At 73.1% G+C, this 25,416-nt stretch carries 20 protein-coding genes, 1 pseudogene and 1 riboswitch; of the genes and pseudogenes, 8 read left to right on the top strand and 13 right to left on the bottom strand.

Annotation, left to right across the window (positions count from 1 at the left end; all coding sequences use genetic code 11):
- From BG452_RS05630 to BG452_RS05620, 3 genes and pseudogenes are all read left to right on the top strand, one after another.
- A pseudogene (locus BG452_RS05630) lies at positions 1-423 on the top strand (nitrite reductase); the annotation flags it as partial.
- Positions 420-1,046, top strand: a complete 627-nt coding sequence (locus BG452_RS05625) for a precorrin-8X methylmutase (RefSeq protein ID WP_188303047.1) — start codon at positions 420-422, stop codon at positions 1,044-1,046. The pseudogene BG452_RS05630 and the gene BG452_RS05625, both read left to right, overlap by 4 nt.
- Positions 1,043-2,569, top strand: a complete 1,527-nt coding sequence (locus BG452_RS05620; protein WP_188303046.1) for a precorrin-2 C(20)-methyltransferase — start codon at positions 1,043-1,045, stop codon at positions 2,567-2,569. Before BG452_RS05625 ends, BG452_RS05620 begins: the two co-directional genes overlap by 4 nt.
- A 148-nt stretch (positions 2,570-2,717) precedes the next feature.
- On the opposite strand, the gene BG452_RS05615 is transcribed toward BG452_RS05620, so the two are convergent.
- The gene (locus BG452_RS05615; protein ID WP_223241799.1) at positions 2,718-4,457 is read right to left on the bottom strand and encodes a TIGR03767 family metallophosphoesterase; all 1,740 of its coding nucleotides are present in this window, start codon (positions 4,455-4,457) and stop codon (positions 2,718-2,720) included.
- A gap of 350 nt (positions 4,458-4,807) precedes the next feature.
- Between BG452_RS05615 and BG452_RS05610 the strand changes: the two genes are divergently transcribed.
- Complete coding sequence (locus BG452_RS05610; RefSeq protein WP_188303044.1) at positions 4,808-6,058, top strand: cobalt-precorrin-5B (C(1))-methyltransferase; 1,251 nt, start codon at positions 4,808-4,810, stop codon at positions 6,056-6,058.
- Positions 6,059-6,236: 178 nt separating this feature from the next.
- Entirely contained in the window at positions 6,237-7,766 is a 1,530-nt protein-coding gene (locus tag BG452_RS05605; RefSeq protein ID WP_188303043.1) for a UDP-N-acetylglucosamine 1-carboxyvinyltransferase, read from the top strand.
- A 37-nt stretch (positions 7,767-7,803) separates the two neighbouring features.
- Here the strand turns inward: BG452_RS05605 and BG452_RS05600 are convergent, their stop codons facing one another.
- The 6 genes from BG452_RS05600 to BG452_RS05575 all read right to left on the bottom strand — a co-directional run bounded on the left by BG452_RS05600 (position 7,804) and on the right by BG452_RS05575 (position 12,332).
- Positions 7,804-8,310: a protein phosphatase gene (locus BG452_RS05600; RefSeq protein WP_188303042.1), complete on the bottom strand. Its 507-nt coding sequence runs from the start codon at positions 8,308-8,310 to the stop codon at positions 7,804-7,806.
- Positions 8,311-8,338: 28 nt separating this feature from the next.
- Positions 8,339-8,857, bottom strand: coding sequence for a DinB family protein (locus BG452_RS05595; RefSeq protein WP_188303041.1), 519 nt, complete (start codon positions 8,855-8,857; stop codon positions 8,339-8,341).
- Positions 8,858-8,914: 57 nt separating this feature from the next.
- On the bottom strand, positions 8,915-9,697 hold the full coding sequence (locus BG452_RS05590) for a cobalt-precorrin-6A reductase (RefSeq protein WP_188303040.1): 783 nt from the start codon (positions 9,695-9,697) through the stop codon (positions 8,915-8,917).
- Positions 9,694-10,455, bottom strand: a complete 762-nt coding sequence (gene cobM, locus BG452_RS05585; RefSeq protein WP_188303039.1) for a precorrin-4 C(11)-methyltransferase — start codon at positions 10,453-10,455, stop codon at positions 9,694-9,696. The genes BG452_RS05590 and cobM overlap by 4 nt, the downstream gene beginning before the upstream one ends.
- Positions 10,452-11,690 carry a precorrin-6y C5,15-methyltransferase (decarboxylating) subunit CbiE gene (cbiE, locus tag BG452_RS05580; protein ID WP_188303038.1) on the bottom strand — a complete coding sequence of 413 codons (1,239 nt, stop codon included), beginning with the start codon at positions 11,688-11,690 and terminating at the stop codon, positions 10,452-10,454. Before cbiE ends, cobM begins: the two co-directional genes overlap by 4 nt.
- Before the next feature lie 192 nt (positions 11,691-11,882).
- A complete protein-coding gene (locus BG452_RS05575; protein ID WP_317620917.1) occupies positions 11,883-12,332 on the bottom strand; it encodes a gamma-glutamylcyclotransferase family protein in 450 nt (149 codons plus the stop codon).
- A gap of 133 nt (positions 12,333-12,465) precedes the next feature.
- Here BG452_RS05575 and BG452_RS05570 point away from each other — a divergent pair, with 133 nt between their 5' ends.
- Positions 12,466-13,500 (top strand): EamA family transporter, encoded by a 1,035-nt coding sequence (locus BG452_RS05570; protein WP_188303036.1) that lies wholly within the window; start codon positions 12,466-12,468, stop codon positions 13,498-13,500.
- A 122-nt stretch (positions 13,501-13,622) separates the two neighbouring features.
- On the opposite strand, the gene BG452_RS05565 is transcribed toward BG452_RS05570, so the two are convergent.
- From BG452_RS05565 to BG452_RS05545, 5 genes are all read right to left on the bottom strand, one after another.
- Positions 13,623-14,186, bottom strand: a complete 564-nt coding sequence (locus BG452_RS05565) for an EF-hand domain-containing protein (protein WP_188303035.1) — start codon at positions 14,184-14,186, stop codon at positions 13,623-13,625.
- Between the two features lie 271 nt (positions 14,187-14,457).
- Positions 14,458-16,245: a dipeptide ABC transporter ATP-binding protein gene (locus BG452_RS05560; protein WP_223241798.1), complete on the bottom strand. Its 1,788-nt coding sequence runs from the start codon at positions 16,243-16,245 to the stop codon at positions 14,458-14,460.
- 14 nt (positions 16,246-16,259) lie between these two features.
- The gene (locus tag BG452_RS05555; protein WP_188303034.1) at positions 16,260-17,252 is read right to left on the bottom strand and encodes an ABC transporter permease; all 993 of its coding nucleotides are present in this window, start codon (positions 17,250-17,252) and stop codon (positions 16,260-16,262) included.
- A 98-nt stretch (positions 17,253-17,350) separates the two neighbouring features.
- Positions 17,351-19,105: an ABC transporter substrate-binding protein gene (locus tag BG452_RS05550; protein ID WP_188303033.1), complete on the bottom strand. Its 1,755-nt coding sequence runs from the start codon at positions 19,103-19,105 to the stop codon at positions 17,351-17,353.
- 76 nt (positions 19,106-19,181) lie between these two features.
- The gene (locus BG452_RS05545) at positions 19,182-20,153 is read right to left on the bottom strand and encodes an ABC transporter permease (protein WP_188303032.1); all 972 of its coding nucleotides are present in this window, start codon (positions 20,151-20,153) and stop codon (positions 19,182-19,184) included.
- 304 nt (positions 20,154-20,457) lie between these two features.
- Positions 20,458-20,552: riboswitch (ZMP/ZTP riboswitch) on the top strand.
- Positions 20,553-20,574: 22 nt separating this feature from the next.
- Between BG452_RS05545 and BG452_RS05540 the strand changes: the two genes are divergently transcribed.
- Positions 20,575-22,041, top strand: a complete 1,467-nt coding sequence (locus BG452_RS05540) for a glycine hydroxymethyltransferase (protein WP_188303031.1) — start codon at positions 20,575-20,577, stop codon at positions 22,039-22,041.
- A 174-nt stretch (positions 22,042-22,215) separates the two neighbouring features.
- Here the strand turns inward: BG452_RS05540 and BG452_RS05535 are convergent, their stop codons facing one another.
- Positions 22,216-23,649, bottom strand: a complete 1,434-nt coding sequence (locus BG452_RS05535; protein WP_188303030.1) for an aldehyde dehydrogenase family protein — start codon at positions 23,647-23,649, stop codon at positions 22,216-22,218.
- 578 nt (positions 23,650-24,227) lie between these two features.
- Between BG452_RS05535 and BG452_RS05530 the strand changes: the two genes are divergently transcribed.
- Positions 24,228-25,202: a class I SAM-dependent methyltransferase gene (locus BG452_RS05530; RefSeq protein WP_317620916.1), complete on the top strand. Its 975-nt coding sequence runs from the start codon at positions 24,228-24,230 to the stop codon at positions 25,200-25,202.
- Positions 25,203-25,416 lie beyond the last annotated feature (214 nt).

The raw sequence follows: 25,416 nt of genomic DNA, 5'->3' as shown, positions 1-25,416 counted from the left end.
GGCGCGGTGCTGCCCGGCGCCCCGGCCGACCGGCTGCCCGCGCTGGCGGCGGCCGGCTTCCGTACCGAGCCCGGTTCGCCCTGGGAGCGGGCCACCGCCTGCACCGGGCTGCCGGGCTGCGCCAAGTCGCTGGCCGACGTAAGGGCCGACGCGGCCCGGGCGTTGGCGGCGGCGGAGTCGGCGGAGTCGGCGGCCGGGATGGAGACGGGGCCGGGGACGGCGACCGGCGGACTGCCCGTCCACTGGTCGGGCTGTGAACGGCGCTGCGGCCATCCGGCCGGGCGGTGGGTGGACGTGCTCGCCACCGGGCACGGCTACCGGGTGACGGTGAACGGGCCGGCCACGACCGCGGGCGCCCCCGTGGACGTGAGGAACGAAGAGATGGCCGAGGCGGTCGCCGAGGCCAGGAGGACCACCAAGTGATCGAGTACGAGAAGGACGGCGCGTCCATCTACCGCCAGTCCTTTGCCACCATCCGTGCGGAGGCCGATCTGGCCGCCCTCCCGGCGGACGTCTCCCAGGTCGCGGTGCGGATGATCCACGCCTGCGGGATGACCGACCTGGTCGAGGACCTGGTGTACTCGCCCGGCGTGGTCGCCTCGGCGCGCGCGGCGCTGCACGCCGGTGCGCCGATCCTCTGCGACGTCAACATGGTCGCGAGCGGCGTCACCCGCAAGCGGCTGCCCGCCGACAACGAGGTGATCTGCACCCTCACCGACCCGTCGGTGCCCGAACTCGCCCGCGCGATGGGCAACACCCGCAGCGCGGCCGCCATGGAGCTGTGGCTGCCCCGGCTGGAGGGCGCCGTGGTGGCCGTCGGCAACGCGCCGACCTCGCTGTTCCGACTGCTGGAGATGATCGAGGCGGGCGCGCCGCGTCCGGCCGCGGTGATCGGTGTCCCGGTCGGCTTCATCGGCGCCGCCGAGTCCAAGCAGGCGCTGGCCGAACACCCCTCCGGCCTGGAGCACTTGGTGGTGCGCGGTCGGCGCGGCGGCAGCGCGATGGCCGCCGCCGCCATCAACGCGATTGCGAGCGAAGAAGAGTGACGGAACATCAGGATCCTCGGGCTGCCACCGGACGGCTGTACGGTGTCGGGCTCGGCCCCGGTGACCCCTCGCTGGTGACCGTCCGGGCGGCCGAACTCATCGGCAAGGCCGACGTGGTGGCGTACCACAGCGCCCGGCACGGCCGGTCCATCGCGCGCTCGATCGCCGAACGCTATCTGACGGGTGGTCAGATCGAGGAGAAGCTGGTCTACCCGCTCACCGTCGAGACCACCGACCACCCCGGCGGCTACCGGGGCGCGCTGGACGAGTTCTACGAGGAGGCAGCCGCCCGGCTGGCCGCCCACCTGGACGCCGGGCGCGACGTCGTCGTCCTCGCCGAGGGCGACCCGCTGTTCTACGGCTCCTACCAGCACATGCACAAGCGGCTCGCACACCGCTACCCGACCGAGGTGGTGCCCGGCGTGACCTCGGTCAGCGCGGCGGCGGCCCGGCTCGGCCGGCCGCTGACCGAGGCCGAGGAGACGCTCACCGTCATCCCCGGCACGCTGCCCGAGGAGGAGCTGGCGGCACGGATCGCCTCGGCGGACTCCGCGGTGATCATGAAGCTCGGGCGCACCTTCCCGACCGTCCGGCGGGCGCTGGAGCGGGCCGGCCGACTGGACGACGCCCAGTACGTCGAGCGCGCCTTCATGGACGGCGAGCGGATCGCGCCGCTCGCCGAGGTCGACGGGGAGACCGTTCCGTACTTCTCGGTGGTCGTGCTGCCCAGCAAGGTCGCGCCGCTGGAGCCGGAGGTGCGGCTCGCGGACGGCGTCGGCAGCGTGACCGTCGTCGGCACCGGCCCGGCCGGGCCGCTCTGGCTCACCCCCGATGCGCGTGGCGCCCTGGCCGAGGCCACCGACCTGGTCGGTTACACCACCTACCTGGACCGGGTGCCCGAGCGGCCGGGGCAGCGGCGGCACGGCTCGGACAACAAGGTGGAGTCGGAGCGCGCCGAGTTCGCGCTGGACCTCGCCCGGCGCGGGCACCGGGTCTGCGTGGTGTCCTCGGGCGACCCGGGCGTCTTCGCGATGGCCACCGCCGTGTTGGAGGTCGCCTGCGAGCCGGACTACCGGGACGTGCCGGTGCGGATCGTCCCCGGGATGACCGCCGCCCACGCGGCCGCCTCCCGGGCCGGCGCCCCGCTCGGGCACGACTACGCGGTGGTGTCGCTGTCGGACCGGCTCAAGCCCTGGGACGTGGTGGCCAAGCGACTGCGCGCCGCCGCCGAGGCGGACCTCGTGCTCGCGCTCTACAACCCGGGCTCCAAGTCCCGCACCACCCAGGTCGGTCTGACCCGGGACCTGCTGCTGGAGTACCGCGCGCCGGAGACTCCGGTGGTGATGGCCCGCGACGTCGGCGGGCCGACCGAGCGGATCCGGATCGTCCGGCTGGGCGAGCTGGACCCGGCACTGGTCGACATGCGGACCATCCTGCTGATCGGCTCCTCGCAGACCCGGGCGGTCGAGCGGGGCGGCGGCGTGGAGGTCGTCTGGACGCCCCGGCGGTACCCGGAGGCGTGACGGGGGGCGCGTCGCGGCTGACAGGGAACAAGCTGACAGCCGACAGGTGACAGCGGACAGATAACAGCTAACAGATGACGGATGACAGCTGACAGATGATGAAATCTGTCAGCTGTCATCCGTTTGCCGTCCGCTGTCCGCCGCTACCTCACCGGGTCGGCTTGGTGATCAGCAGCTCGGTGTTGTGGTCCTCCCCGGCGCCCAGCAGCGAGGAGACCCGCCCGTTGGGGTCGTTGTACGCCAGCTCGCGGTAGAGCGCCGCCAGGTTGGCGTCCGAGGTGCTGCCGAAGTCCGTGGAGTACGGCGCGGCGGACTCGATCAGCGTGGTGAACAGCGACAGCGTGCCGTCCCCGTTGTCCGCGATCTCGATGATGCGCCCGTGCTGCGGGTAGTCGATGTGCGAGGCGGTGTTGATCTCCCAGAACGCCCGCTCCGGCACCGCGTGCCCGTGCGCCGTGATCTTGTTCATGTGGGTGTGTCCGTTCACCCACGCGACCACGTTCGGGTAGCGCTGCAGCAGCGCGACCAGCTCGTTGCCGTCGTGCCGCTTCTCGAAGATGTTGCGCGGGTCCGGCAGCAGGTTGCCCATCGAGCCGCTGGTGTGGTGGCTGAAGAGCAGGATCACGTCGTCGGTGCTGCCGCCGGTGACCCGGTTCCCGTTGCTGTCGTACCAGTGCCCGCTGTGGTTCTTCAACTGCTGCTCCAGCCAGCGCAGTTGGGCGGTACCCAGCGAACCGTCGGCGAATCCGGCCTGGTTGGTGGTGTCCAGGCTGATGCCGACGACCTTCTCCGAGATCCGGAAGGTGTAGTAGAGCTTGCCGCTGCTCACCATGTCCGAGGTGAAGCCGTGCCCGTACGGACCGGCGCCGGTGACGGCCGGGTCGAGGTGGGCCTTGGCGAACTCCTTGAGCGTGAACGGGTGCCGGCGCTCGTCCGGGGTTATCCGGCGCACCGCGTCGCCGTTCGCGAGCAGCTTGGCGAGCAGCAGTACGGCGCCCGCCGGGTCGCGGCGCAGCGAGTCCATCAGCTGGGCGGCGGTCGCGTCGTCGCAGCCCTCCAGCTTGAGGCCGCCCGTGTAGAGGTCGTTCAGCAGCCCGAAGTCCGGCAGCGAGCCCTCGATGCTGTCGTCGTGGTTGCCGACCGTGGTGAACCAGGGGGTGTGCAGGCCCGGCGCGTCGAAGGGCCGGCCGGCCGCGGACAGGAAGCCGGGCACCTGCGGGAAGCCCTTCGCCTTGTAGACGTCGCTGTAGGCGAGTTCGGGGTTCCAGAAGGCCGAGTTGCCGGAGTTCTGCACGCCCTCGTAGCGGGTCGGGTCGCCGGTGTTCTGGGCGAGCCGCCCGCCGCCCATGACGGTGAGGTACCAGTCGAGTTCGGCCAGCTCATGGTTGTCGGTGTTGTCACCGGTGGCCATCACCATGCTGAACGGCATCCCGGTGTACGGGCCGCCGGCGAGCGAGTTGACCCGCTCGACGAGGGCCGAGACACCACGGGCGTTCAGGGCCTCCTGGGGCCGGTAGGCGCTGTCGTTGAACTTGGCCAGGAACTCGAAACGCACCGGGGACTCGGTGTCCACCAGGTGCAGGTCGCTGAACTGGACGAAGCTGGCCAGCCCGGTGCGGCGGTCGTCCCGCCCGGCGCCCGGCGCCGCGAGCTCCCCGCGCACCACCAGCGGCCACCCCGGCCCGGCCGTCAGCCGCTTGTAGGTGCCGTCGCCGGACGGCGTGGCCACCTGCTCCAGGGTCGTCCCGGAGACGTTGACCGCCCGCGCGGCCGTGGTCGCCAGTGCCTGCTCGCGCGCCGCGGCCGAGGCGAACTGCGCGCCGCCCAGCGACAGGGCCGACCAGGCGGCGGCCACCGACGTACCGGTGAGGAAGGTGCGTCGTCTCATGCCTGCCACAAAAACCCCCACATGCTGATGGCCCGGTCGGGAAAGGCGTCCCGTCCACCGGGCCTGAGTGTCATGAACCCGCTTCTGGCGGACCGCCAGATTACCCACCGGTAGCCGGCGGCGTTAGGCCCGTGCGGAGAACTCTTCGGGAACGCGGGCCCGCCTCCCCTTCGCAGCCCCCACACCGGACGCCCGCCGCGACCCCGGTCGGGCCGCGGCCGGACGGATGGGGGAAAATCGGCGGCGACGACGGCCGGTGCGGCCGCTGGAGGAGCGACGGCCACACCGGCCGTCGACGGAACGACGGCCGGTGCGCGAGCGCCGGCCCGCAGCACGGAAGCGAGGCGCAGGTGGCCGCAGCGGGAGCCGAGCCGGGAGGCCGGGCCGGCCAGCTGAAGAGCAGCGGTCTGCGGCACGGCTGGACGACGGGCGCCTGCGCCACCGCCGCCACCAAGGCCGCGTACACCGCGCTGCTCACCGGCGACTTCCCGGACCCGGTGCCCATCACCCTCCCCAAGGGGCAGCGGCCCGCCTTCGCCCTCGCCGCCGAGCGGCTGACCACGGCTGCCGAGCAGCCGACCACGGGCGGCGGAGACCAGACCACAGCCGGCGGGGAGCGCGCCACGGGCGGCGAAGTCCTGAGCAGGGCCGGCGGGGAGCTCGCCACAGCCGGCCAGGAGCGGACCAGCGCCATGGCCGGGGTGGTCAAGGACGCCGGCGACGACCCCGACGTGACCCACGGCGCACTGGTCCGGGCGACCGTACGCTTCGGCGAACCCGGCACCGGGGTGGTGTTCCGGGCCGGCCCCGGAGTCGGGACGGTCACCAAGGCGGGCCTGCCGCTGCCGGTCGGCGAGCCCGCGATCAATCCGGTGCCCCGCCAGATGATCCGCGACGCCGTGGCCGAGGTGGCGGCCGCGCACGGCGGCAGCGGGGACGTGGTGGTGGAGGTCTCCGTCGACCACGGCGAGGAGATCGCCCGCTCGACCTGGAACCCCCGCCTCGGCATCCTCGGCGGGCTGTCGATCCTCGGCACCACCGGGATCGTCGTCCCCTACTCCTGCTCGGCCTGGATCGACTCGATCCGCCGCGGCGTGGACGTGGCCCGCGCGGCCGGGCGCACCCATGTGGCCGGGTGCACCGGTTCGACCTCGGAGAAGGTCGCGGTCGCGGTGCACGGCCTGCCCGAGGACGCGCTGCTCGACATGGGCGACTTCGCCGGGGCCGTCCTCAAGTACCTCAAGCGCCACCCGGTGCCCCGGCTGACCATCGCGGGCGGCTTCGCCAAGCTGTCGAAGCTCGCCTACGGCCACCTCGACCTGCACTCGGCGCGCTCCCAGGTGGACAAGGGCTACCTGGCCGAACTGGCCCGGCGCGGCGGGGCGGACGAGGAACTGGTCGCGGCGGTGGCGGCGGCCAACACCGGCCTGGAGGCGGTGCAGTTGTGCCGGGCGGCCGGGGTGCCGCTGGGGGACCAGGTCGCCGAGGCGGCCCGGGCGACGGCGCTCGGTGTGCTGCTCGGCTCGCCGGTGGCGGTGGACGTCATCTGCATCGACCGCGCGGGCACCATCGTCGGCCGGGCGGAGCCACTCGGGCCGTGACGGCGCTCGGGCCCTGTACGGCAGCGAGTTGAGGGTCTCCCTTGCGCAAAGAAACCTCAGCAATATCGCGTGGTGATGTGAAGATCCGACGTTCATACAGGGTGAGAAACGGACAAAAGTGGCGCCATGCCTGCTGTTGATTCTGGTGCCATCTCAACCATGAGATATGGTCTGCCGAGTGACAGGCGACTACCTCACCCGTATCGGCACCCTCATCCGTACCGCTCGCCAGCACCGCGGCTGGTCCCAGGCGCAGCTCGGCGAGGCCCTCGGCACCAGCCAGAGCGCGGTCAACCGCATCGAACAGGGCAAGCAGAACGTCAGCCTTGAGATGATCGCGCGCATCGGCGATGCCCTCAACAGCGAGATCGTCTCCCTCGGCTACTCCGGGCCGATGCACCTGCGGGTCACCGGCGGCACCCGCCTCTCCGGCGCCATCGAGGTCCGCAGCAGCAAGAACGCCTGCGTCGCGATCCTCTGCGCCTCGCTGCTGACCACCGGCCGCACCACGATCCGCAGCGTCGCCCGGATCGAGGAGGTCTACCGCATCCTCGAGGTGCTCACCAGCATCGGCGTCAAGAGCCGCTGGCTGAACGAGGGCCGCGACCTCGAACTCACCCCGCCGGCCGAACTCGACCTCGCCGCGATGGACGTCGAGGCCGCCCGCCGCACCCGCAGCGTGCTGATGTTCCTCGGCCCGCTGATGCACCGCGCCCAGCGCTTCGCCATCCCGTACGCCGGCGGCTGCGACCTCGGCACCCGCACCGTCCAGCCGCACCTGACGGCGCTGCGCCGCTTCGGCCTGGAGGTCGCCACCACCGGCGGCGCCTACCACGCCTCGGTCGAGCCGGGCACCCCGCTGGACCGCCCGATCGTACTGACCGAGCGCGGGGACACCGTCACCGAGAACGCCCTGCTGGCCGCCGCGCGGCACGACGGCGTCAGCGTCATCCGCAACGCCTCGCCCAACTACATGGTCCAGGACCTCTGCTTCTTCCTGGAGAAGCTGGGCGTGAAGATCGAGGGCATCGGCACCACCACCCTCACCGTGCACGGCGTCCCGCAGATCAGCTGCGACGTCGACTACACCCCGGCCGAGGACCCGGTGGAGGCGATGAGCCTGCTCGCCGCCGCCGTGGTCACCTCCTCCGAGCTGACGATCCGCCGGGTGCCGATCGAGTTCCTGGAGATCGAACTCGCGGTGCTGGAGGGCATGGGCCTCGACTACGACCGGACCCCGGAGTACCGGGCCCACAACGGCCACACCCGCCTGGTCGACCTCACCGTGCGCCCCTCCAAGCTGACCGCGCCGATCGACACCATCCACCCGATGCCGTTCCCCGGCATCAACATCGACAACGTGCCGTTCTTCGCCGCCATCGCCGCGGCCGCGCACGGCACCACGATGATCCACGACTGGGTCTACGACAACCGCGCGATCTACCTCACCGAGCTGACCCGGCTCGGCGCGGACGTCAAGCTGCTCGACCCGCACCGCGTCCTGGTCCAGGGCCCGACCCGCTGGCGCGCCGCCGAGATGATGTGCCCGCCCGCACTGCGCCCGGCCGTGGTCATCCTGCTCGCGATGCTCGCCGCCCAGGGCACCTCCGTCCTGCGCAACGTCTACGTCATCAACCGCGGCTACGAGGACCTCGCCGAGCGCCTCAACTCCATCGGCGCCCAGATCGAGACCTTCCGCGACATCTGACCGTCCGCCTGACGGATCGTCCATTCCACGGTCGGCCTCAGCCGCTGAGGCCGACCAGCAGGGCCGCCACGTCCAGCCCGGTGTTCAGGTAGTCCACGAACACCGGGTTGTTCAGCGCCCAGGGCGAACGCCGCTCCCGGATCAGCCGGACCGCCTCGGCCGGATCGTGCCCGAGGCCGACCAGCGCCTGCGCGACCACCAGGCCCGAGCGGTTGTAGCCCGAGTGGCAGCGCACCAGCGTCCGACGGCCCCGGCGCACGGCGGCGGCGGTGAGGTCCGCGGCCTCCTGGACGGCGAGCAACTGGCCGGGGGAGAGCGGCTGGTCGGGCACCTCTCGGACGATGTGCTCCACCCCGGGGGCCGGGCCGTGCCCGGGCCGTGTGAACAGGCTCACCACCAGGTCGAACTCGCCCCGGGCGACCGCTGGTTCCAGCTCACCGCCGGGCGGGGTGAAGTGGTGTCCGCCCATCCAGAGCCCGGGAAGGACCTCGTTCCAGGGCTCCGGCGGTCCGGGGACGTCGCGGTCCTTCTGGCGGGTCCGCATGTGTGCTCCTTCCGGCCCCCCGGTGCGGCTACTCGCCCGTGCTGCCGTCGAGGTGCTCGCGCAGCAGGTCGGCGTGGCCGTTGTGGCGGGCGTACTCCTCGATCATGTGGGTGAGGATCCAGCGCAGCGAGAACACCTCCTCGCCGTGGCGGCCCAGGACGTCCAACGACTCTGCGGCGGCGACGAGTTCCCGGGCGTGGTCGCACTCTCGGCGCCAGACGGCGAAGGCCTCCGCCGGGTCGGCGGTCTCCACGTCGAACTCGGCGAAGCTGCCGTCGGGATGCTTCCAGAAGCCGGGCCGGCCTTCGTCGGCGAGGACGTTGCGGAACCAGCCGCGCTCCACCTCGGCGAGGTGGCGGACCAGCCCGAGCAGGGAGAGCCCGGAGGGTGCCAGCACCCGGGTCCGCAGCTGGTCGGTGGTCAGGCCGGCGCACTTCATCGCCAGGGTGTCCCGCTGGAAGTCCAGGAAGCTGGCCAGGGTGGCCCGTTCGTCGGCCGTCTGCAGGGTGGTGGTGCGCGGGGTGGCGGTGGGCTGAGTATCGGTCATCGGGCCATCGTGCCTCATGGCCTGAGCATCCGGCTGGCATTATTCTGCGGGCGAGAGCTACCCCAGCTGCTCCAACCACCGCACCGCGCCCGGCACGTCCGCTGCGACCGGCACGCCCTCCGGCACCGGCGGGCGCTCCACCACGACCACGGGCAGGCCGAGTTCGCGGGCGGCGGTGAGCTTGGGCGCGGTCGCGGCGCCCCCGCTGTCCTTGGTGACGAGCACGTCGATCCGGTGCTCGCGCAGCAGCGCCCGCTCGCCGTCGAGGGTGAACGGGCCGCGCTCCAGCAGGACTTCGAGCGAGGACGGCATCGGTGGCTCGGGCGGGTCCACCGAGCGGGCCAGGAAGTGCAGCCCCTCCAGGTGGGCGAAGGCGCCGATGCCCTTCCGTCCGGAGCTGAGGAAGACCTTCCGGCCGAGGCCGGGCAGCAGCTCGGCGGCCGCCGCCAACGAGGGTGCGAGGTGCCAGCGGTCCCCGGCGACGGGCGCGAAGCCGGGGCGGCGCAGCACCAGCAGCGGCACCCCGGTGGCGGCGGCCGCGAGGGCGGCGTTGTGCGACATCCCGGCGGCGAACGGGTGGGTGGCGTCGACCACGGCGTCCACCGCCTCGGTGCGCAGCCAGGCGGCGAGCCCGTCCGGGCCGCCGAAGCCGCCGATCCGCACCTGCCCGACGGGCAGCCGGGGTCGGGCGACCCGCCCGGCCAGCGAACTGGTGACCCGCAGACCCGGCCGGCCGTCCAGCGCGGCGGCCAGCGTCCGCCCCTCCGTCGTCCCACCGAGGACCAGCACATGGGCAGGGGTGCGGGTCGGGCAGTGCAGGGTCGGGCTGTGCAGGGTCATGCGCCGCAGGGCTCGTGCGGCCGCTCGCGGTCCGCCGAGTACAGGTGGCTGTCCCGGAACTGCTCGGCGGCGAGCGTGCGGCCGACCAGGATGACGGCGGTGCGCACCACGCCCGCCTCCTTGACCTGCCCGGCGATGTCGGCGAGCGTGCCGCGCAGCACCAGCTCGTCGGGCCGGCTGGCCATCGCGACCACGGCGGCCGGGCAGTCCGCGCCGTAGTGCGGCAGCAGCTGCTCGACCACGTCGTCCACGTAGCCGGCCGCCAGGTGCAGCACCAGCAGGGCGCCGCTGCGGCCGAGGGTGGCGAGGTCCTCGCCGTCGGGCATCGGGGTGGCGCGCTTGGCGATCCGGGTGAGGATGACGGTCTGGCCCACGGTCGGCACCGTCAACTCCCGCTTCAGCGCTGCTGCTGCGGCGGCGAAGGCGGGTACGCCGGGGACCACCTCGTACGGCACGCCGGCAGCGTCCAGTCGGCGCATCTGCTCGGCGACGGCGGAGAACACCGACGGGTCGCCGGAGTGCAGCCGGGCGACGTCCTGGCCCGCCTGGTGGGCGGCGACCAGCTCGGCGATGATCTGGTCCAGGTTGAGCTGTGCGGTGTCGACCAGCCGGGCGCGGGCCGGGCACTCGTCCAGCAGCTCGCGCGGGACGAGGCTGCCGGCGTACAGGCAGACCTCGGCGCGGGCCAGGACGCGCTGGCCGCGCAGGGTGATCAGGTCGGCGGCGCCCGGGCCGGCTCCGATGAAGTAGACGGTCACGAGGCGTCCTCCTGAGGGGTGTTGGGCTTGACGGCGGACCACTGGGTGACCGGCATGGCCTGCCGCCACCCGGTGAATCCGCCGACCGGGACGGCGTGGGCGACGGCCAGTTTGACGAGTTCCCCGCCGTGGCGCCGGTACCACTCGGTGAGCAGTGCCTCGGACTCCAGCGTCACGGTGTTGGCGACCAGCCGCCCGCCCGGGCGCAGCGCGGCCCAGCAACCATCCAGCAGGCCGGGGGCGGTGAGGCCGCCGCCGATGAACACGGCGTCGGGGGTGGGGAGTTCGGCGAGCGCGTCGGGGGCTCGGCCGGTCACCACCCGCAGCCGGGGCACGCCCAGCGCGGCGGCGTTGCGCTCGATCCGCTCGGCCCGGACCGGGTCGCGTTCGATGCTGACGGCCCGGCAGTCCCGGTGGGCGCGCAGCCACTCGATGGCGATCGAGCCGGAGCCACCGCCGACGTCCCAGAGCAGTTCGCCGGGGGAGGGGGCGAGGGTGGCCAGGGTGGCGGCGCGCACGTGCCGCTTGGTGAGCTGGCCGTCGCTCTCGTACGCCTCGTCGGGCAGGCCGGGGACGAGGGAGCCGCGCGGACCGTCACCGAGCTCGACGGCGATCAGGTTCAGCGGATCGCCGGGCGGGTGCGGCCAGGCGTCGGCGCGGCCTTCGAGCTGCCGTTCGCGGGCGTGGCCGAGCTGCTCCAGCACGCGCAGCCGGGCGGTGCCGAAGCCGCGCGCGGTGAGCAGGGCGGCAACGGCGGCCGGGGTGTGGGCGTCGGCGCTGAGCACCAGCAGGCGGCGCCCGGCGTGGAGGGTGAGCGCGAGGGTGTCCAGGGGCCGGCCGACCAGGCTGACCACCTCGGTGGCCTCCAGCGGCCAGCCGAGCCGGGCGCACGCGTGGGAGGCGGAGGAGGGGTGGGGCAGCACGCGCAGCCGGTCGGCGCCGACGGTCTCGGCGAGGGTGCGGCCGATGCCGAAGAACATCGGGTCGCCGCTGGCGAGCACGGCGATCCGACGGTCGGCGTGGTCGGCGAGCAGCCCGGGGACGGCTGGGCGCAGCGGGGACGGCCAGGCGACGCGTTCGGCGGTGACGGCGTCCCGGGGGAGCAGGTCCAGCTGCCGGGGACCGCCGATGACCACCTCGGCGGACTGCAGTGCGGCCCGGGAGCCGTCGGCGAGGCCGGGCCAGCCGTCGGCCCCGATCCCGACGACGGTGATCGGAGGGGGCAGCTCGGGCACCGGGTGGCTCCTCGTCGTTCGTTCCTGCTGGCCGGGGCAGCCTACCTGGCGGTATGCGGGCGGGATCCGGCGAGGTGACGGCGGACGGCGGGCGGCGAGCAGGTCTCAGCGAACAGATGTCAGCGAACAGATTTCAGATGTTGAACGCTGAAAGCTGAACGTCGTCAGCTGAAAGCCGTCAGCCGTCAGCCGTCAGCCGCCGACCGCTGTCCAGTCCCCGGAGGCGATCAGCGCGGGCCGGGCGCGCAGCCGGGCCTCGGCCGCCGGCCCGGCCAGGTACACCCAGGCGTCGCACAGGTCGCCGGCCGCCGTCCGCACCGCCAGCCGCCGCCGGACGTACAGGCCCGTTCCGTCGGCCCGGCAGTCCTCCAGAAGGTCCAGCGCCGTGAGCGTCCCGGGGTACGCGCCGGGGCGCAGGGTGATCAGCTCGCCCACGACCCGGCGCCCGGGCGTCGGGTCCGGCACCGCGTACGGGAACCCGGGGCCGTCGTGCAGGGCCGCGCCCTCCAGCACCGCCGGGCGGATCCCAGCGCAGCGTCCGGCCAGGTGGCGGGCGTGATTGTGGCCGCCGCTGCGCAGGGTGCCGTACACGAAGAACGGCAGCGCGGCCCCGGCCGTCGGGGCCTGCTCGGAAGCGGACACGGATTCGACCTCTTCGCTGGGGGAGCGCCCACGGTACGTCCTGCCGACCGATCCGTGGAACCCACTGGCGCACCGGGCCGTCGATGCGCTGTCATATCGGATGTTCAGCCAGCACCGTCCTAGGGGGACACGCATGACATCGCCCGCCTCCTCACAACCGGCAACGACCCCCGGCAGAGCCCCCGCCGGCCCCTCCCCGAGCACACCCACCGCCCCCCGCCTCTCCGGCGCGGTCTGGCTGGCCCTCGCGGTGGTCTACGTCGTCTGGGGCTCGACCTACCTCGCGATCCGGATCGTGGTCGAGACGATGCCCTCCTTCTTCTCCGCCGCCGCCCGCTTCCTCACCGCCGGACTGCTGCTGGTCGGCTACCTGCTGGTCCGCCAGGGCCCGGCCGGCCTACGGGTGAGCGGCCGTCAGCTGGCCTCCGCGGCCCTGGTCGGCGTGCTGCTGCTGACCGGCGGCAACGGTCTGGTGGTGCTCGGCGAGACGTCCGTCCCGTCCGGACTGGCCGCCCTGCTGGTGGCCGCCGTCCCGCTCTGGATGGTCGTGCTGACGGCCTTCGGCGGCGGCGAGCGCCCGAAGCGGGCCGAACTCGCCGGTGTGCTGCTGGGCCTGGTGGGCCTCGGGGTGCTGTCCGCCCCCGCGATCGGCGGGTCGATCAAGCCGGTCGGGGTGATCCTGATCATCGGCGCCACCCTGAGCTGGGCGGTCGGCTCGTTCGCGAGCAAGAAGATCCCGATGCCGGGCAACGTGCTGGCCGCGAGCGCCTACCAGATGCTGGCCGGCGGCCTCTGCGACCTGCTGGTCGGACTGGCCCGCGGCGAGCAGCGCGGACTCGACCTCGGGGCCGTCTCCGGGCGGTCCTGGCTGGCCCTCGGCTACCTGGTGCTGTTCGGTTCGCTGCTCGCCTTCACCGCGTACGCCTGGCTGCTGCGCTCCGCCCCGCTGACCCTGGTCGCCACCTACGCCTATGTGAACCCGGTGGTCGCGGTGCTGCTGGGCTGGCTGATCCTGGCCGAGCCGCTGACCGGCCCGACGCTGGTGGGCGGGGCGATCGTGGTGGCGGGCGTCTGCCTGGTGGTGAGCGTCAGCCGGCGCCCGTCCGGCCGGCATCCGTCCGGCCGGCGTCCGGAGCGCCCGGCGACGGCGCGTACCGGCCGCGGCTGAGCCGCCCCGGACGGTACGCGCCGTCGCCGGGCGGACCGTCCCGGCCGCCTGACCGGGGCGATCCGCCGGCGCACCACTCAGGGAGGGGGGAAGGACAAGAAAGGGGCGCGGGCCCGGCCGGGTCAGAGCGCGGAGGGCGGCTTCCCCGTCCACCAGTTCCCCGGCGCCTCCGGGTCGCGACTGGTCCAGTACTCGATGATGGCGCTGGTGAACTCCTCGGCGGACAGCGTCCCGTCCCCGTCGAGGTCGAGGTGCCGGAAGGCCTCGTCGGCGTCGTCGCGGCAGAGCCCGGCGAAGTGGCCGCGCTGGAACACGAAGAACTCGCCGGCGTCCACCGTCCCGCTGCGGTCGGCGTCGGCGACGACGAGGAAGGACTCGGCCAGGGAGCCGAGGATCTCCCGGGCGGCGTCCGGGTCGTCGGCGAGCGCGGCGGTCGCGGCGACGAACTGCTCGCGGGTGATGGCCTCCGTCCCGGCGGGCTTTCCGGCGAGGTGCAGGTCGTGCCAGACCGTCAGGTAGGCGCGGACGATGACGGCCTCCGCCTCCGAGCCCTCCTGGTGGCCGAGCGAGCGGGCCACCGAGTGGCCCATCAGCACGTGGTCCCGCTCGGTGAGCAGGCCGTCTCCGTCGGCATCGAGGTAGTCGAAACCGTGGTTGATCTTCGCGATGAGCAGGTCGTCCGACAATGTGCCCCCTCCGGTGGCGATCCGCGCGGCACGTCGAGTGACGGCACGTCGCCAGCACGCTAACGCCTCGGACCGCGCCCGCGCAGCCGAACGAAGGCCGAACGCCGGCGCCCGCCGGGCCCGGCTCAGTCCATGACCGGCAGCCTCGTGATCGGTGCCGGACATCATCGACGGTCCTTCCTGGTCGAACCCGAAACCCTTCGATCATCACCGTTACGACCCCGATCGTGCCAACCCTTTCCGGGCCCGGCCGCCATGCGGCCCGGAGGCCTCAGCGCACCGCCGCCAGCAGCTCCCGGGTGTACTCGGTGTGCGGCGCGTCGAACAGCTGCTCCCGGTCAGCCGACTCGACCAGCCGCCCCCGGTGCATCACCGCCACCCGGTCGCAGAAGTGCCGGACCACCGCGAGGTCGTGCGAGACGAACAGGAAGGCGACGCCCAGCCGTTCGCGCAGCTCCATCAGCAGATTGAGCACCTGCGCCTGCACCGACACGTCGAGCGCCGAGACCGGCTCGTCCGCGATGATCAGCCGCGGCTCGGGGGCCAGGGCCCGGGCGATACCGATCCGCTGCCGCTGCCCGCCGGAGAACTCGTGCGGGTAGCGGTCCAGGTGCCCGGCGGGCAGCCCGACCTGCTCCAGCAGCTCGGCCGACCGCTCCCGCCGCCGCGCCGCGTCCAGCGGGGTGTGCAGGCGCAGCGGGGTGTCGAGGGTCTGGGCGACGGTGCGACGCGGGTTGAGCGCGGCGTACGGGTCCTGGAACACCAGCTGGATCTCCCGGCTGAGCCGGCGCCGCAGCTCTTGGTCCGGGTGGGCGACGTCCCGGCCGTCGTAGCGCACCCGGCCGCCGGTGGGCCGCTGCAGTCCGGCCAGCACCCGGGCGGTGGTGGACTTGCCGGAGCCGGACTCGCCGACCAGACCGACCGTCTCGCCCGGCGCGATCCGCAGGCCCAGCCCGTCGACCGCCCGGACCGGCTCGGCCCGCAGCGCGGGGAGACGCCGCCCGGGGAGACGCCGCCGCCCGGGGAAGTGCCGCCGCCCGGGGAAGTGCACCGAGAGGTCCTCCACCTCGACCAGCCAGCGCTCCGGGGGCTCGGCCGTCCGCACCCGGGGTGCGAACCTCCGCGAGGGTGACGGATCGTCAACCGTCGGCAATGCGCTGCCTGGCACCGAATCGAGCCGCAGCGCCGCCCCCACCAGTGCGCGGGTGTACGGCCGGTGCGGGGCGCCCAGCAGCACGTCGGTCGGCGCGGATTCGACCTCGGCCCCGTCGCGCAGCACCAGGGTGCGGTCCGTCGTTCCGGCGACCACCCCGAGGTCGTGGCTGACCAGCAGCACCGCCGTGCCGTGCTCGCGCTGCAACTCGCCCAGCAGGTCGAGGACTTGCCGCTGGACCCGGGCGTCCAGCGCGGTGGTCGGCTCGTCCGCGATCAGCAGTCGGGGGTCGTTCATCAGCGCCATCGCGATCATCACCCGCTGCCGCATCCCGCCGGAGAACTGGTGCGGGTAGTCGCGCAGCCGGGCGGCCGGGATGCCGACCCGGTCGAGCATCGCGGCCGCGCGCCGACGGGCCTCGGCGCGCCCGGCCCGCGGGTGGTGCAGCCGGTACATCTCGGCGAGTTGGGCGCCCACGCCGTGGAAGGGGCTGAGCGAGGTGAGCGCGTCCTGGAAGACCAGCGCCGCCCGGCCGCCCCGCACCCCGCGCAGCGCGGACTCCCCGGCGCCCACCAACTCCTGCCCGTCCAGCCGGATCGAGCCGCGGACGGTGGTGGTCCGCGGGTCGTGCAGGCCGAGGACGGCCAGCCCGACGGTGGACTTCCCGGAGCCCGACTCGCCCACCAGGCCGAGCACTTCACCCGACGCGAGGTCGAAGGACAGGCCCCGGACGGCGGTCACCGGAGCGCCGCCGCGCGGATCGGCGAACTCGACCGTCAAGTCCCGCACGCTGAGCACCGGCTCGGCCGAGTCCCGCACGCCGAGCACCGGCTCGGCCGAGTCCTGCGCACCGAGCACCGACTCGACATCCATCGCGTGACCACCGTGGGATTCAAGAGACTTCATCGTTGCGGCTCCCCTCAGCCCAGCCTGATGCGCGGGTCGAGCCAGGCCACCGCCAGGTCCGCCAGCGCGACGAGCAGCACCACGAAGCAGGCGGCCGGCAGCACCGCGCCGACCACCGCGGGCAGGTCCTGCCCGGACACCGCCTGGGCGGCGAACCGCCCGACCCCGTTCAGCCCGAACACCGTCTCGGTGATCACCGCCCCGCCGAGCAGCACCCCGGCCTCCAGGCCGAGCAGCTGCACCAGCGGCCCGGCGGCGCCGCGCGAGGTGTACCTCAGGTGGGCGCGCAGCCGCCCCAGCCCCTTGCCGCGGGCCGTGCGGACGTACTCCTCGTTCATCGTCTCCAGCAGCTGGGAGCGCGAAAGCCGGGCGAAGACAGCCGAGTTGACGAAGCCGAGGACGAGCCAGGGGAGCAGCATCCCGCCCGCCCAGGCGGCGAGGTCCCGGCTCGGCGGGGTGTAGGAGGGCAGCGGCAGCAGGCCGGTCGAGTAGACCAGCGCCCACTGCGCGACGTACCCGAGGAAGGAGATCTGCACGCTCGCGCCGACCAGGGTGAAGCCGGACAGCAGCCGGTCGGTGCGCCCGCCGTGCCGCAGCGCGGAGACGAACCCGGTGCCGAGGCCGAGCACCAGCAGGACGGCGAGTGCCCCGGCGGTCAGCGAGAAGGTGACCGGCAGGTGCTCGGCCAGCGCCTCGGTGACGGGCTGGTGCAGCCGGTAGGAGTAGCCGAGGCAGGGTGCCGCGCAGTGGATGACCGAGCCGTCCACGTCGCTGATGTCCCGCCCGGCCACGACACCGGCGAGGTAGTCGGTGTACTGGGCGAGCAGCGGCTGGTCCAGGCCCATGCTCTGGCGCACCGCCGCGATCTGGCCGCTGTCGCAGCGCGGGCCGCAGGCGGCCCGGGCCGGGTCGGCGGGCGTGGCGTAGAAGAGGGCGAAGGCGGCGGCGGAGACCGCGACCAGGACGGCGAGGGCCTGGAGGGTGCGCCGCAGGGCGAAGGAGAGCATGGCCGGTCCGGGGTCGACGTGACGGGGGAGGCGGGGGAGGGGAGCGGCCGGGTTCCCGCCGCCACCGCGCGGTGGCGGCGGGAACCCGGCCCGCGCCCTCAGGACTTCAGGTACAGCCAGGTCAGCCCGACCGCCCCGTAGATCGGGTGGATGAACGCCCCGCCGACGTTGCTGCCGCGCAGCTGGTTGACGGTCGGGTAGGTGAGCGGAAGCACCGGCAGGTCCTTCATCACGGTCTGCTCCAGCGCGTACAGCTCCTTGGCCTTGGCGCGCGGCTCGCCGATCTGGTTGATCCGGTCGATCTCCCTGTCGACCTCCGGGTTGCGGTAGCGGGCCGAGTTGATGTCGCTGCCGGCCCGGCCGTCGAAGGAGAACGGGATCAGCGTGGACGGTGTCGGCCAGTCGACGGAGCTGGTCTCCTCGAACAGGTCGTACGGCGAGTCGGCCCGGTGCACCTCGTCCAGGTAGGCCTTGGGGTCGATCGGCTTGGGCACCACGGTGAGGCCCGCCTTGGCGAAACCGTCCACCAGCACCTGGGCGACGCGCTGCCCGTCCGGGGTGTTCTTGTACGCGTAGGTCAGGCTCGACGGGGCCTGCGCGGCCTTGGCGAGCGCGGCCTTGGCAGCCTGCGGGTCGCCCTCGGGCTTCGCGGGGTAGAGGTCGTACTTCTGCCAGTCGATCAGCGCGGGCGAGCTGAGCGTAGTGGCCAACTCGCCGGTGCGGGAGCCGCCCTGGACCTGCCGGGCCTGCTGGCGCGGGTACCCGAGGTGCAGGGCCCTGCGCACCTCGACGTCCGGCACCCGCTCGTTGTTGATCACCAGCTGGCTGACGAAGGCGCCCCGGCGGCCGGAGACGACCAGCTCCTTGGCCTTCGGGTCGGTGTCCGCGCTCTGGTACAGCTCGGGGGAGAGCTCGTCGGAGGCGGTGGTGGCGTCGGCGCCGCCGTCCCGCCCGGAGAGGATCTGCTGGTTGCCGTTGAGCGCCTCCTTGCCGTACGTGAAGACGAACCGGTCTGGGTACTGGTTGCGGATCGGGTCGGTCTCCGCCTTCCAGGCCGGGTTGCGCTCCAGCACCATGCGGGTGTTCTGGACGTGCTCGACGATCCGGTACGGGCCGGTGGCGAACGGCAGCCGGTCGTAGTCCGTCCCGGTGTCCTTGTCCCGGCGCACCGGCGCGGAGGAGGACTGCGCGGCCATGTACGGCACGTCGGCCTGCGGCTGCGGGAAGTGGAAGACCAAGGTGCGCTCGTCCGGGGTCTCGATCGCGGCGAGGTCGCCCACCTGCGGGCCGGCGTACCTGGCGCGCGCCGCCTCGTAGCTGGGCTCGCCGGTGAGCCACTGCGGCCAGTACGGCGGGCCGACCTCGTAGCCCTTCCCGAAGGTGCGCTCGATGCCGTACTTGACGTCCTGGGAGGTGATCGGCTTGCCGTCCTCCCAGGCTACGCCCTCCTTGAGCCGGTACGTCCAGGTGCGCCCGCCGTCGGCCGGGGTGCCGGTGTCGGTGGCCAGGTCGCCAACCAACTTGGCCTTACCGTCGACGATTTGATACTGCGTCAGCTGGCGGCCCCAGAGCAGCGAGGCGTTGTAGCCGGCGCCCGCGTAGACCTTCTGCGGGTCCAGGTGGCGGAACTCGACGCTGTTGTACACGTTCACCGTGCCGCCCGGTCGGGCACCGGGGACGGCCGGGGCGGGGCCGGCGCTCTCCCGCTCGGTGCCGAGCGCGGCGGTGAGCGGGGAGGTCTCCTTGGCCGGGGCCCCGCCGGCGGCGGAGCCGGTGCTGCCCGCGCCGGCCGAGCAGGAGGTCGCCAGCAGGACGGTGGCGATGACGGCGAGCGAGGGTTTGGTCCAGCGCATGGCGAATCTCTCCTTGCCCCGACACGTCGGATCGGGGCGGGCTCGGATGGTTGATCGGGTGGAAGGGGGTCAGGGGTCAGCGGGCCCGGCGCGGGTCCAGCGCGTCCCGGACGGCGTCGCCGAGCAGGTTGAAGGCGAGCACGAACACCAGCAGTGCCACCCCGGGGAACACCAGGTAGGTCGGGTCGGCCTGGAAGACCTCCGAGCCGCGCGAGATCATCCGCCCCCAGTCGGGGACGGGTTCGGTGATGCCGACGCCGAGGAAGGACAGTGCGGCCTCGGAGGCGACGAAGGTCGGCACCGCCGTGGTGGCGTGCACCAGCAGCTGGGAGCGGACGTTCGGCAGGAGTTCGTGGACCACGACGTGGAACCGGCTCGCCCCCTGCGCCCGGGCGGACTGCACGAAATCCCTTTCCCGGAGCGAGCGGACGGTGGCCCGCAGGGAAAGCGCGAGCGGAATCCAGCCGAACGCGGAGAAAACCAGGATCAGCACCAGGAACTGCATCCACTCCGGCTCCGCGCTGCCCGGATCGACCAGTCGGGACTGGATCACCGGGCTGAGCGCGAGCAGCAGGAGCAGTGTCGGAAAGGCCAGCAGCACATTGGCGACAAAGCCGAACAGCCGGTCCGCGATCCCGCCGAGATAGCCGACGGCGACCCCGGCCAGCACGCCGAGCGTGGTGGTCACGGCGGCCGAGGCGACGGCGATCAGCAGCGAGGTGCGGATGCCGTACAGCAGTTGGGTCAGCACGTCCCGGCCGAGACCGGGCTCCAGGCCGAACCAGAACTCCCCGGAGATCCCGCCGTTCGGCAGCATCGGCTGTCCACCGTCGCTGAGCAGGCCCGGAGCGTTCTGGCCGTAGTGCTCGACCGGGTTCTTCCCGTACAGGGCGGCGATCAGCGGCGCGGCCAGGGCGAGCAGCGGGAACAGCAGGACGACGGCGGTCGCGGCGGCGCCGACCCGGTCGCGCAGCACCCGGCGCAGCAGGCTCGGTGCAGCCGGCCCGGATGCTGTGCCGGTAACTGCGACTGTGTCGACCGCTGTCATGAGAGCCGTACTCCCCGAATTCTCCGCCGCCCCATGGGTGAGGGTGCGCTGGTGGGCATTTCCGAACCGTCCCCAGGGGTTTCCCGGCGGCTGTTCGAGCGACATCAGATCGGATGCGTCCGATGTTCCGCAAATCACCGGAAGCCGCGTCGGCGGAATTCCTTCCGCACTGTTTCGGGAATTGTGGCGGCTTCATTTCCCCGCAACACGGGCGTTGCGGGAGAACGGACATAACCCGTCGAACCGGACGGCCCGTTCCGCATTCTGAGACCTCCGCCACAGTCCCCGCGGTGTTGGTACGATCCCGGTGGGCCGCGACTGGCGCGTAGGGATGGAATCGACCATCGGGAAGCGGTCCCGTGAATCCTCACGTCGTTGCCGAGCGCCTGGGCCGCCCCAGCATCCCCACCAGGAGACCGCCATGGCCCAGCCCGAGCAGACGCCCCACACCGCAGCCGTCCCCGCGGCCGACACCGCCTTCCGCAGCGCCCTGGACGTCGTGGCCGGCGTCGAGCCGCGGATCGCCGCCGCCATCGGCCAGGAGCTGGCGGACCAGCGCGCCTCGCTCAAGCTGATCGCCAGCGAGAACTACGCCTCCCCGGCCGTCCTGCTCGCCATGGGCAACTGGCTCAGTGACAAGTACGCCGAGGGCACCGTCGGCCGCCGCTTCTACGCCGGCTGCCGCAACGTCGACACCGTCGAGGCGATCGCCGCCGAGCACGCCCGCGAACTGTTCGGCGCCGAACACGCCTACGTCCAGCCGCACTCGGGCATCGACGCCAACCTCACCGCCTTCTGGGCCGTCCTCTCCCAGCGGGTCGAGAGCCCGGCCCTGGAGCGCGCCGCGGTGCGCAACGTCAACGACCTCACCGAGCAGGACTGGGCCCAGCTGCGCCAGGAGCTCGGCAACCAGCGCATGCTCGGCATGTCCCTGGACACCGGCGGCCACCTCACCCACGGCTTCCGGCCCAACATCTCGGGCAAGATGTTCGAGCAGCGCAGCTACGGCACCGACCCGGTCACCGGCCTGATCGACTACGACGCGCTGCGTGAGACCGCCCGTGAGTTCCGCCCGCTGATCCTGGTGGCCGGCTACTCCGCCTACCCGCGGCTGGTGAACTTCCGCAAGATGCGCGAGATCGCCGACGAGGTCGGCGCGACCCTCATGGTCGACATGGCGCACTTCGCCGGCCTGGTCGCGGGCAAGGTGCTGACCGGCGACCACGACCCGGTGCCGCACGCCCACATCGTCACCACGACCACCCACAAGTCGCTGCGCGGCCCGCGCGGCGGCATGGTGCTCAGCACCGCCGAGCTGGCCGAACACGTCGACCGCGGCTGCCCGTTGGTGCTCGGCGGCCCGCTCTCGCACGTCATGGCCGCCAAGGCCGTCGCCCTCGCCGAGGCCCGCCGCCCCGAGTTCCAGGCCTACGCCCGCGCCGTGGTCGACAACGCCCAGGCGCTGGCCGAGGGCCTGTTGCGCCGCGGCGGCAAGCTGGTCACCGGCGGCACCGACAACCACCTGGTGCTCGCGGACGTCTCCGGCTACGGCCTGACGGGCCGTCAGGCCGAGGCGGCGCTGCTGGACTCGGGCGTCGTCACCAACCGCAACTCCGTTCCGCAGGACCCGAACGGCGCCTGGTACACCTCGGGCGTGCGGCTGGGCACCCCGGCGCTCACCACCCGGGGCCTGGGCGTCGCCGAGATGGACGAGATCGCCGCCCTGATCGACACCGTGCTGCGCGGCACCACCCCCACCACCGCCGCCAACGGCGCCCCGTCCAAGGCGAACTATGCCCTCGACGAGTCCCTCCGCGACGGCATCGCCAAGCGCGCCGCCGACCTCCTCGCGCCCTTCCCGCTCTACCCGGGCGTCGACCTGGTCTGACCGGGCCGGCCCGGCCTGACCGGTTCTGACCCGGCCTGTCCGACCGGGCCCGACCAGGTCCGGCCGAGCCCGACCAGGTCCGAGCGAGCCTGACCAGGTCCGGCCGGGCCCGGCGCAGGACGGCCGCAACCCGGGGCTGCCGAAGGGAAGTTCGGCAGCCCCGGCCCAACCCGTCTAGTACTGCAGCGACTTGTACTGAAGGAACTCCTCCAGCCCGTGCCGGCCCAGTTCGCGGCCGAGCCCGGAGTCCTTGTAACCGCCGAACGGGGCCAGCGGGTTGAACCGGCCGCCGTTGAGATCGACCTGGCCGGTGTCCAGCCGGCGGGCGAAGGCGGCGGCGGTGCCGGTGTCCGCGGCCCAGACACCGCCCGCCAGGCCGTAGTCCGTGCCGTTGGCGATCTCGACGGCGTGGTCCTCGTCGCGGTAGGCGAGAACGGTCAGAACCGGGCCGAAGATCTCCTCCTGGGCCACCGCCATGTCCGGGGTGACGTCGGCGAGGACGGTCGGGCGGACGTAGCAGCCGGCGGGGAGGTCGGGCAGCGGTTCCGGGCCGCCGGTCACCAGCCGGGCGCCCTGCGCGAGCGCGCCCTCCAGGTAGCCGCGCACCCGGTCCAGCTGTTCGGCGTTGACCAGCGGGCCGATCCGGGTCTGCGGGTCGGCCGGGTCGCCCGGCACGTACTTCTCGGCGGCCTTGGCGGCGATCGCGAGCGCCTCCTCGTACTGGTCCCGGTGTACCAGCAGCCGAGTCCAGGCGCTGCACGTCTGACCGGAGTTGGCGAAGACATTGGCGACGTTCACGTTCACCGCCCGGATCAGGTCGGCGCCCGGCAGCACCACGTTGGCGGACTTGCCGCCCAGCTCCAGGGCGACCCGCTTCAGCCCGCGCCCGGCCGTCTCGGCGACCTGCCGGCCGACCGCGGTGGAGCCGGTGAAGGACACCACGTCCACCTCCGGATGGGCCGCGAGCGCCGCGCCCGCGACCGCGCCGGTGCCGGTCACCAGGTTGAACACCCCGGCGGGGAAGCCGACTTCGTGCACCAGCCGGGCGAACAGCCGGGCCACCAGCGGGGTGTCCTCGGCCGGCTTCAGGACCACCGGGCAGCCGGCCGCCAGCGCCGGGACGACCTTGGCCACGATCTGGTGCAAGGGGTAGTTCCACGGCGTGATCGCCGCGACCACCCCGGCGGGCTCGGCGAGCACCACCGAGTTGCCGATCCGCTCCTCGAAGGGGTGCTCGGCCAGCAGGGTCAGGTACGAGGTCGCCACCGTCAGCGGCAGCCCGGCGTGCACGGCCCCGGCGAAGCCGACCGGGGCGCCCAGCTCAGCGACCACGGTCGAGGTGATCTCACCCTGGGCGCCGGCGATCCCGTCCCGCAGCCGGGTCAGCAGCGCGAGCCGCTCCTCGCGGGTGGTGGCGGCCCAGCCCCGGGCCGCCCGGCGGGCCGCGGCCACCGCGGCGTCGACATCGGCCGCCGCACCCGCCGGCACGGTGGCGAGCACCTGCCCGTTCGCCGGGTTCAGCACGGTGATCGACCCGGAGTCCCGGGAGGGCCGCCAGGCGCCGTCGATGTACTGGTCGCCGTACTCCGGGTACTCCTGCTGCCGCACGGGTCGTCCTCTCAGCTCGTCAGCCGCTTTAACTAACAGCGCTAGTCAGAAGCTCAGTCAAGGCGGCCGGACGGCCGCGCGCAAGAGTCAATCCCGCCGCGTGGGCCGGCCGGTTACCTCCTGGCGAACCGCACGGTGCCCTCGACGGACGGTCCGATCCCGACCGGCGCACCGCCCGGCTCGGCCACCGACCCGTCTCGGGGCCGGAGTTGACGGTGCGCCCGCCGGACGCCCGACCCGGGAGCCCGGCCGACTCCCGCACCGACGGCCCGTCATGCCGATCCATCCGGCGCCCGGACCGGGGCACACGGGGCGTGTGTCACCGGCCGGGCCGGGTTCCCTTCCAGTGGTGGACCCGCAGGTGCCGCGATTCCACAATTCGAGACGCGAAAGGCCTCCTCATCGCCCGGGCACCGCTGTAGATTGCAGCGAACTCCGTGGTGGGGCCTACTGTCGGTGGAGGGGTCGACCCGTGTGCCGCCGGCGGTCCGGTTCGTTCCCCGTGGCCGGGAAGGCCGCCACCGCGCCGAGGTGAGGCTCAGAATCCGCAGGTCATCCGTACCGCTAAGGAGCATCCCGTGACCGACACCGCGTTGAGGGGCGAATCGCAGCGGCCCGGCGAACCGACCGTGTTGGAAGACGTCCCGGGCTGGTTCTGGGACCACGACCGGCATGCCTTCGAGTGGTTCCTCGGCCGGCAGGCCGAGCAGGGCGTCACGGGTGACCTGATGGAGATGGGTGCCTACCTGGGCAGAAGCGCCATCGTGATAGGCGAGCACCTCCGGCCCGGCGAGACCTTCACCGTCTGTGACCTCTTCGACTCGGACGCTCCGGACGACGAGAACTCCACCGAGATGAACGTCTCCTACCGGAAGACCCTCACCCGCTCGGCCTTCGAGGCCAACTACCTGGCCTTCCACGACGAACTGCCGGACATCATCCAGGCCCCGACCTCCGCGCTCGCGGGCGGACGGGTCCCGGCCGGGGCGTACCGCTTCATCCACATCGACGCCTCCCACCTCTACGAGCACGTGGTGGGCGACCTCCAGGTGGCCCGGGTCGCCCTGCGGGACCAGGGCGTCGTGGTGCTGGACGACTACCGCTCCCAGCACACCCCCGGCGTCGCGGCCGCGACCTGGGAGGCGGTGTTCAACCACGGCCTCCGGCCGATCATGCTCACCGAGTGCAAGTTCTACGGCACCTGGGGCGACCCGGAGCCGTTCCAGCGCGAGCTGCTCGACCGGGTGGACCTCGCCGCCGGTTGTCACCTGAGCACCGAGACCCTCAACGGCCGGCAGCTGCTGAGGATGACCGGCAGCTCGGAGGGCATCCGGCCGTTCCGCGGCTCCCGCTACCTGCAGCGACCGGGCGGCGGGCAGCCGGAGTCCCGCGGCGCGCTCCGGACGGCCCAGGAGGAGGCCGCGCACGACCTTGCCGTGCGCCGCGCCCGCGCCGCCGAGGCACGCCGACCGGTCAACGTCGCCAAGCGCGCCGCCAAGGACCTCCTGCCCCCGGTCGTCTCCTCGGCGATCCGCCGCGCCCGCCGCGGCTGACCGGCCCCGCCGGGGCACCGACGGCGGCCGAACGCCGGACCCGCAGCCCCGCCCCACCCCGCCAACGCCGAAGGGCCGGTCGGAAACGGCGGTTTCTAGTGGTCGTCGCAACACGTGGTCGGTTGTCTAGGCCGCGATGAGTTTATGCAGGCGCTCGGCTGGGGTTTCCCAGCCGAGCGTTTTGCGTGGGCGGCGGTTGAGCTGGTCGGCGACG

The organism is Streptomyces sp. CBMA123 (genome assembly GCF_014596465.1).
GTDB lineage: Bacteria > Actinomycetota > Actinomycetes > Streptomycetales > Streptomycetaceae > Kitasatospora.
Note: the sequence above shows the minus strand (reverse complement) of the source record. Positions and strands in the feature narration are given on the sequence as shown.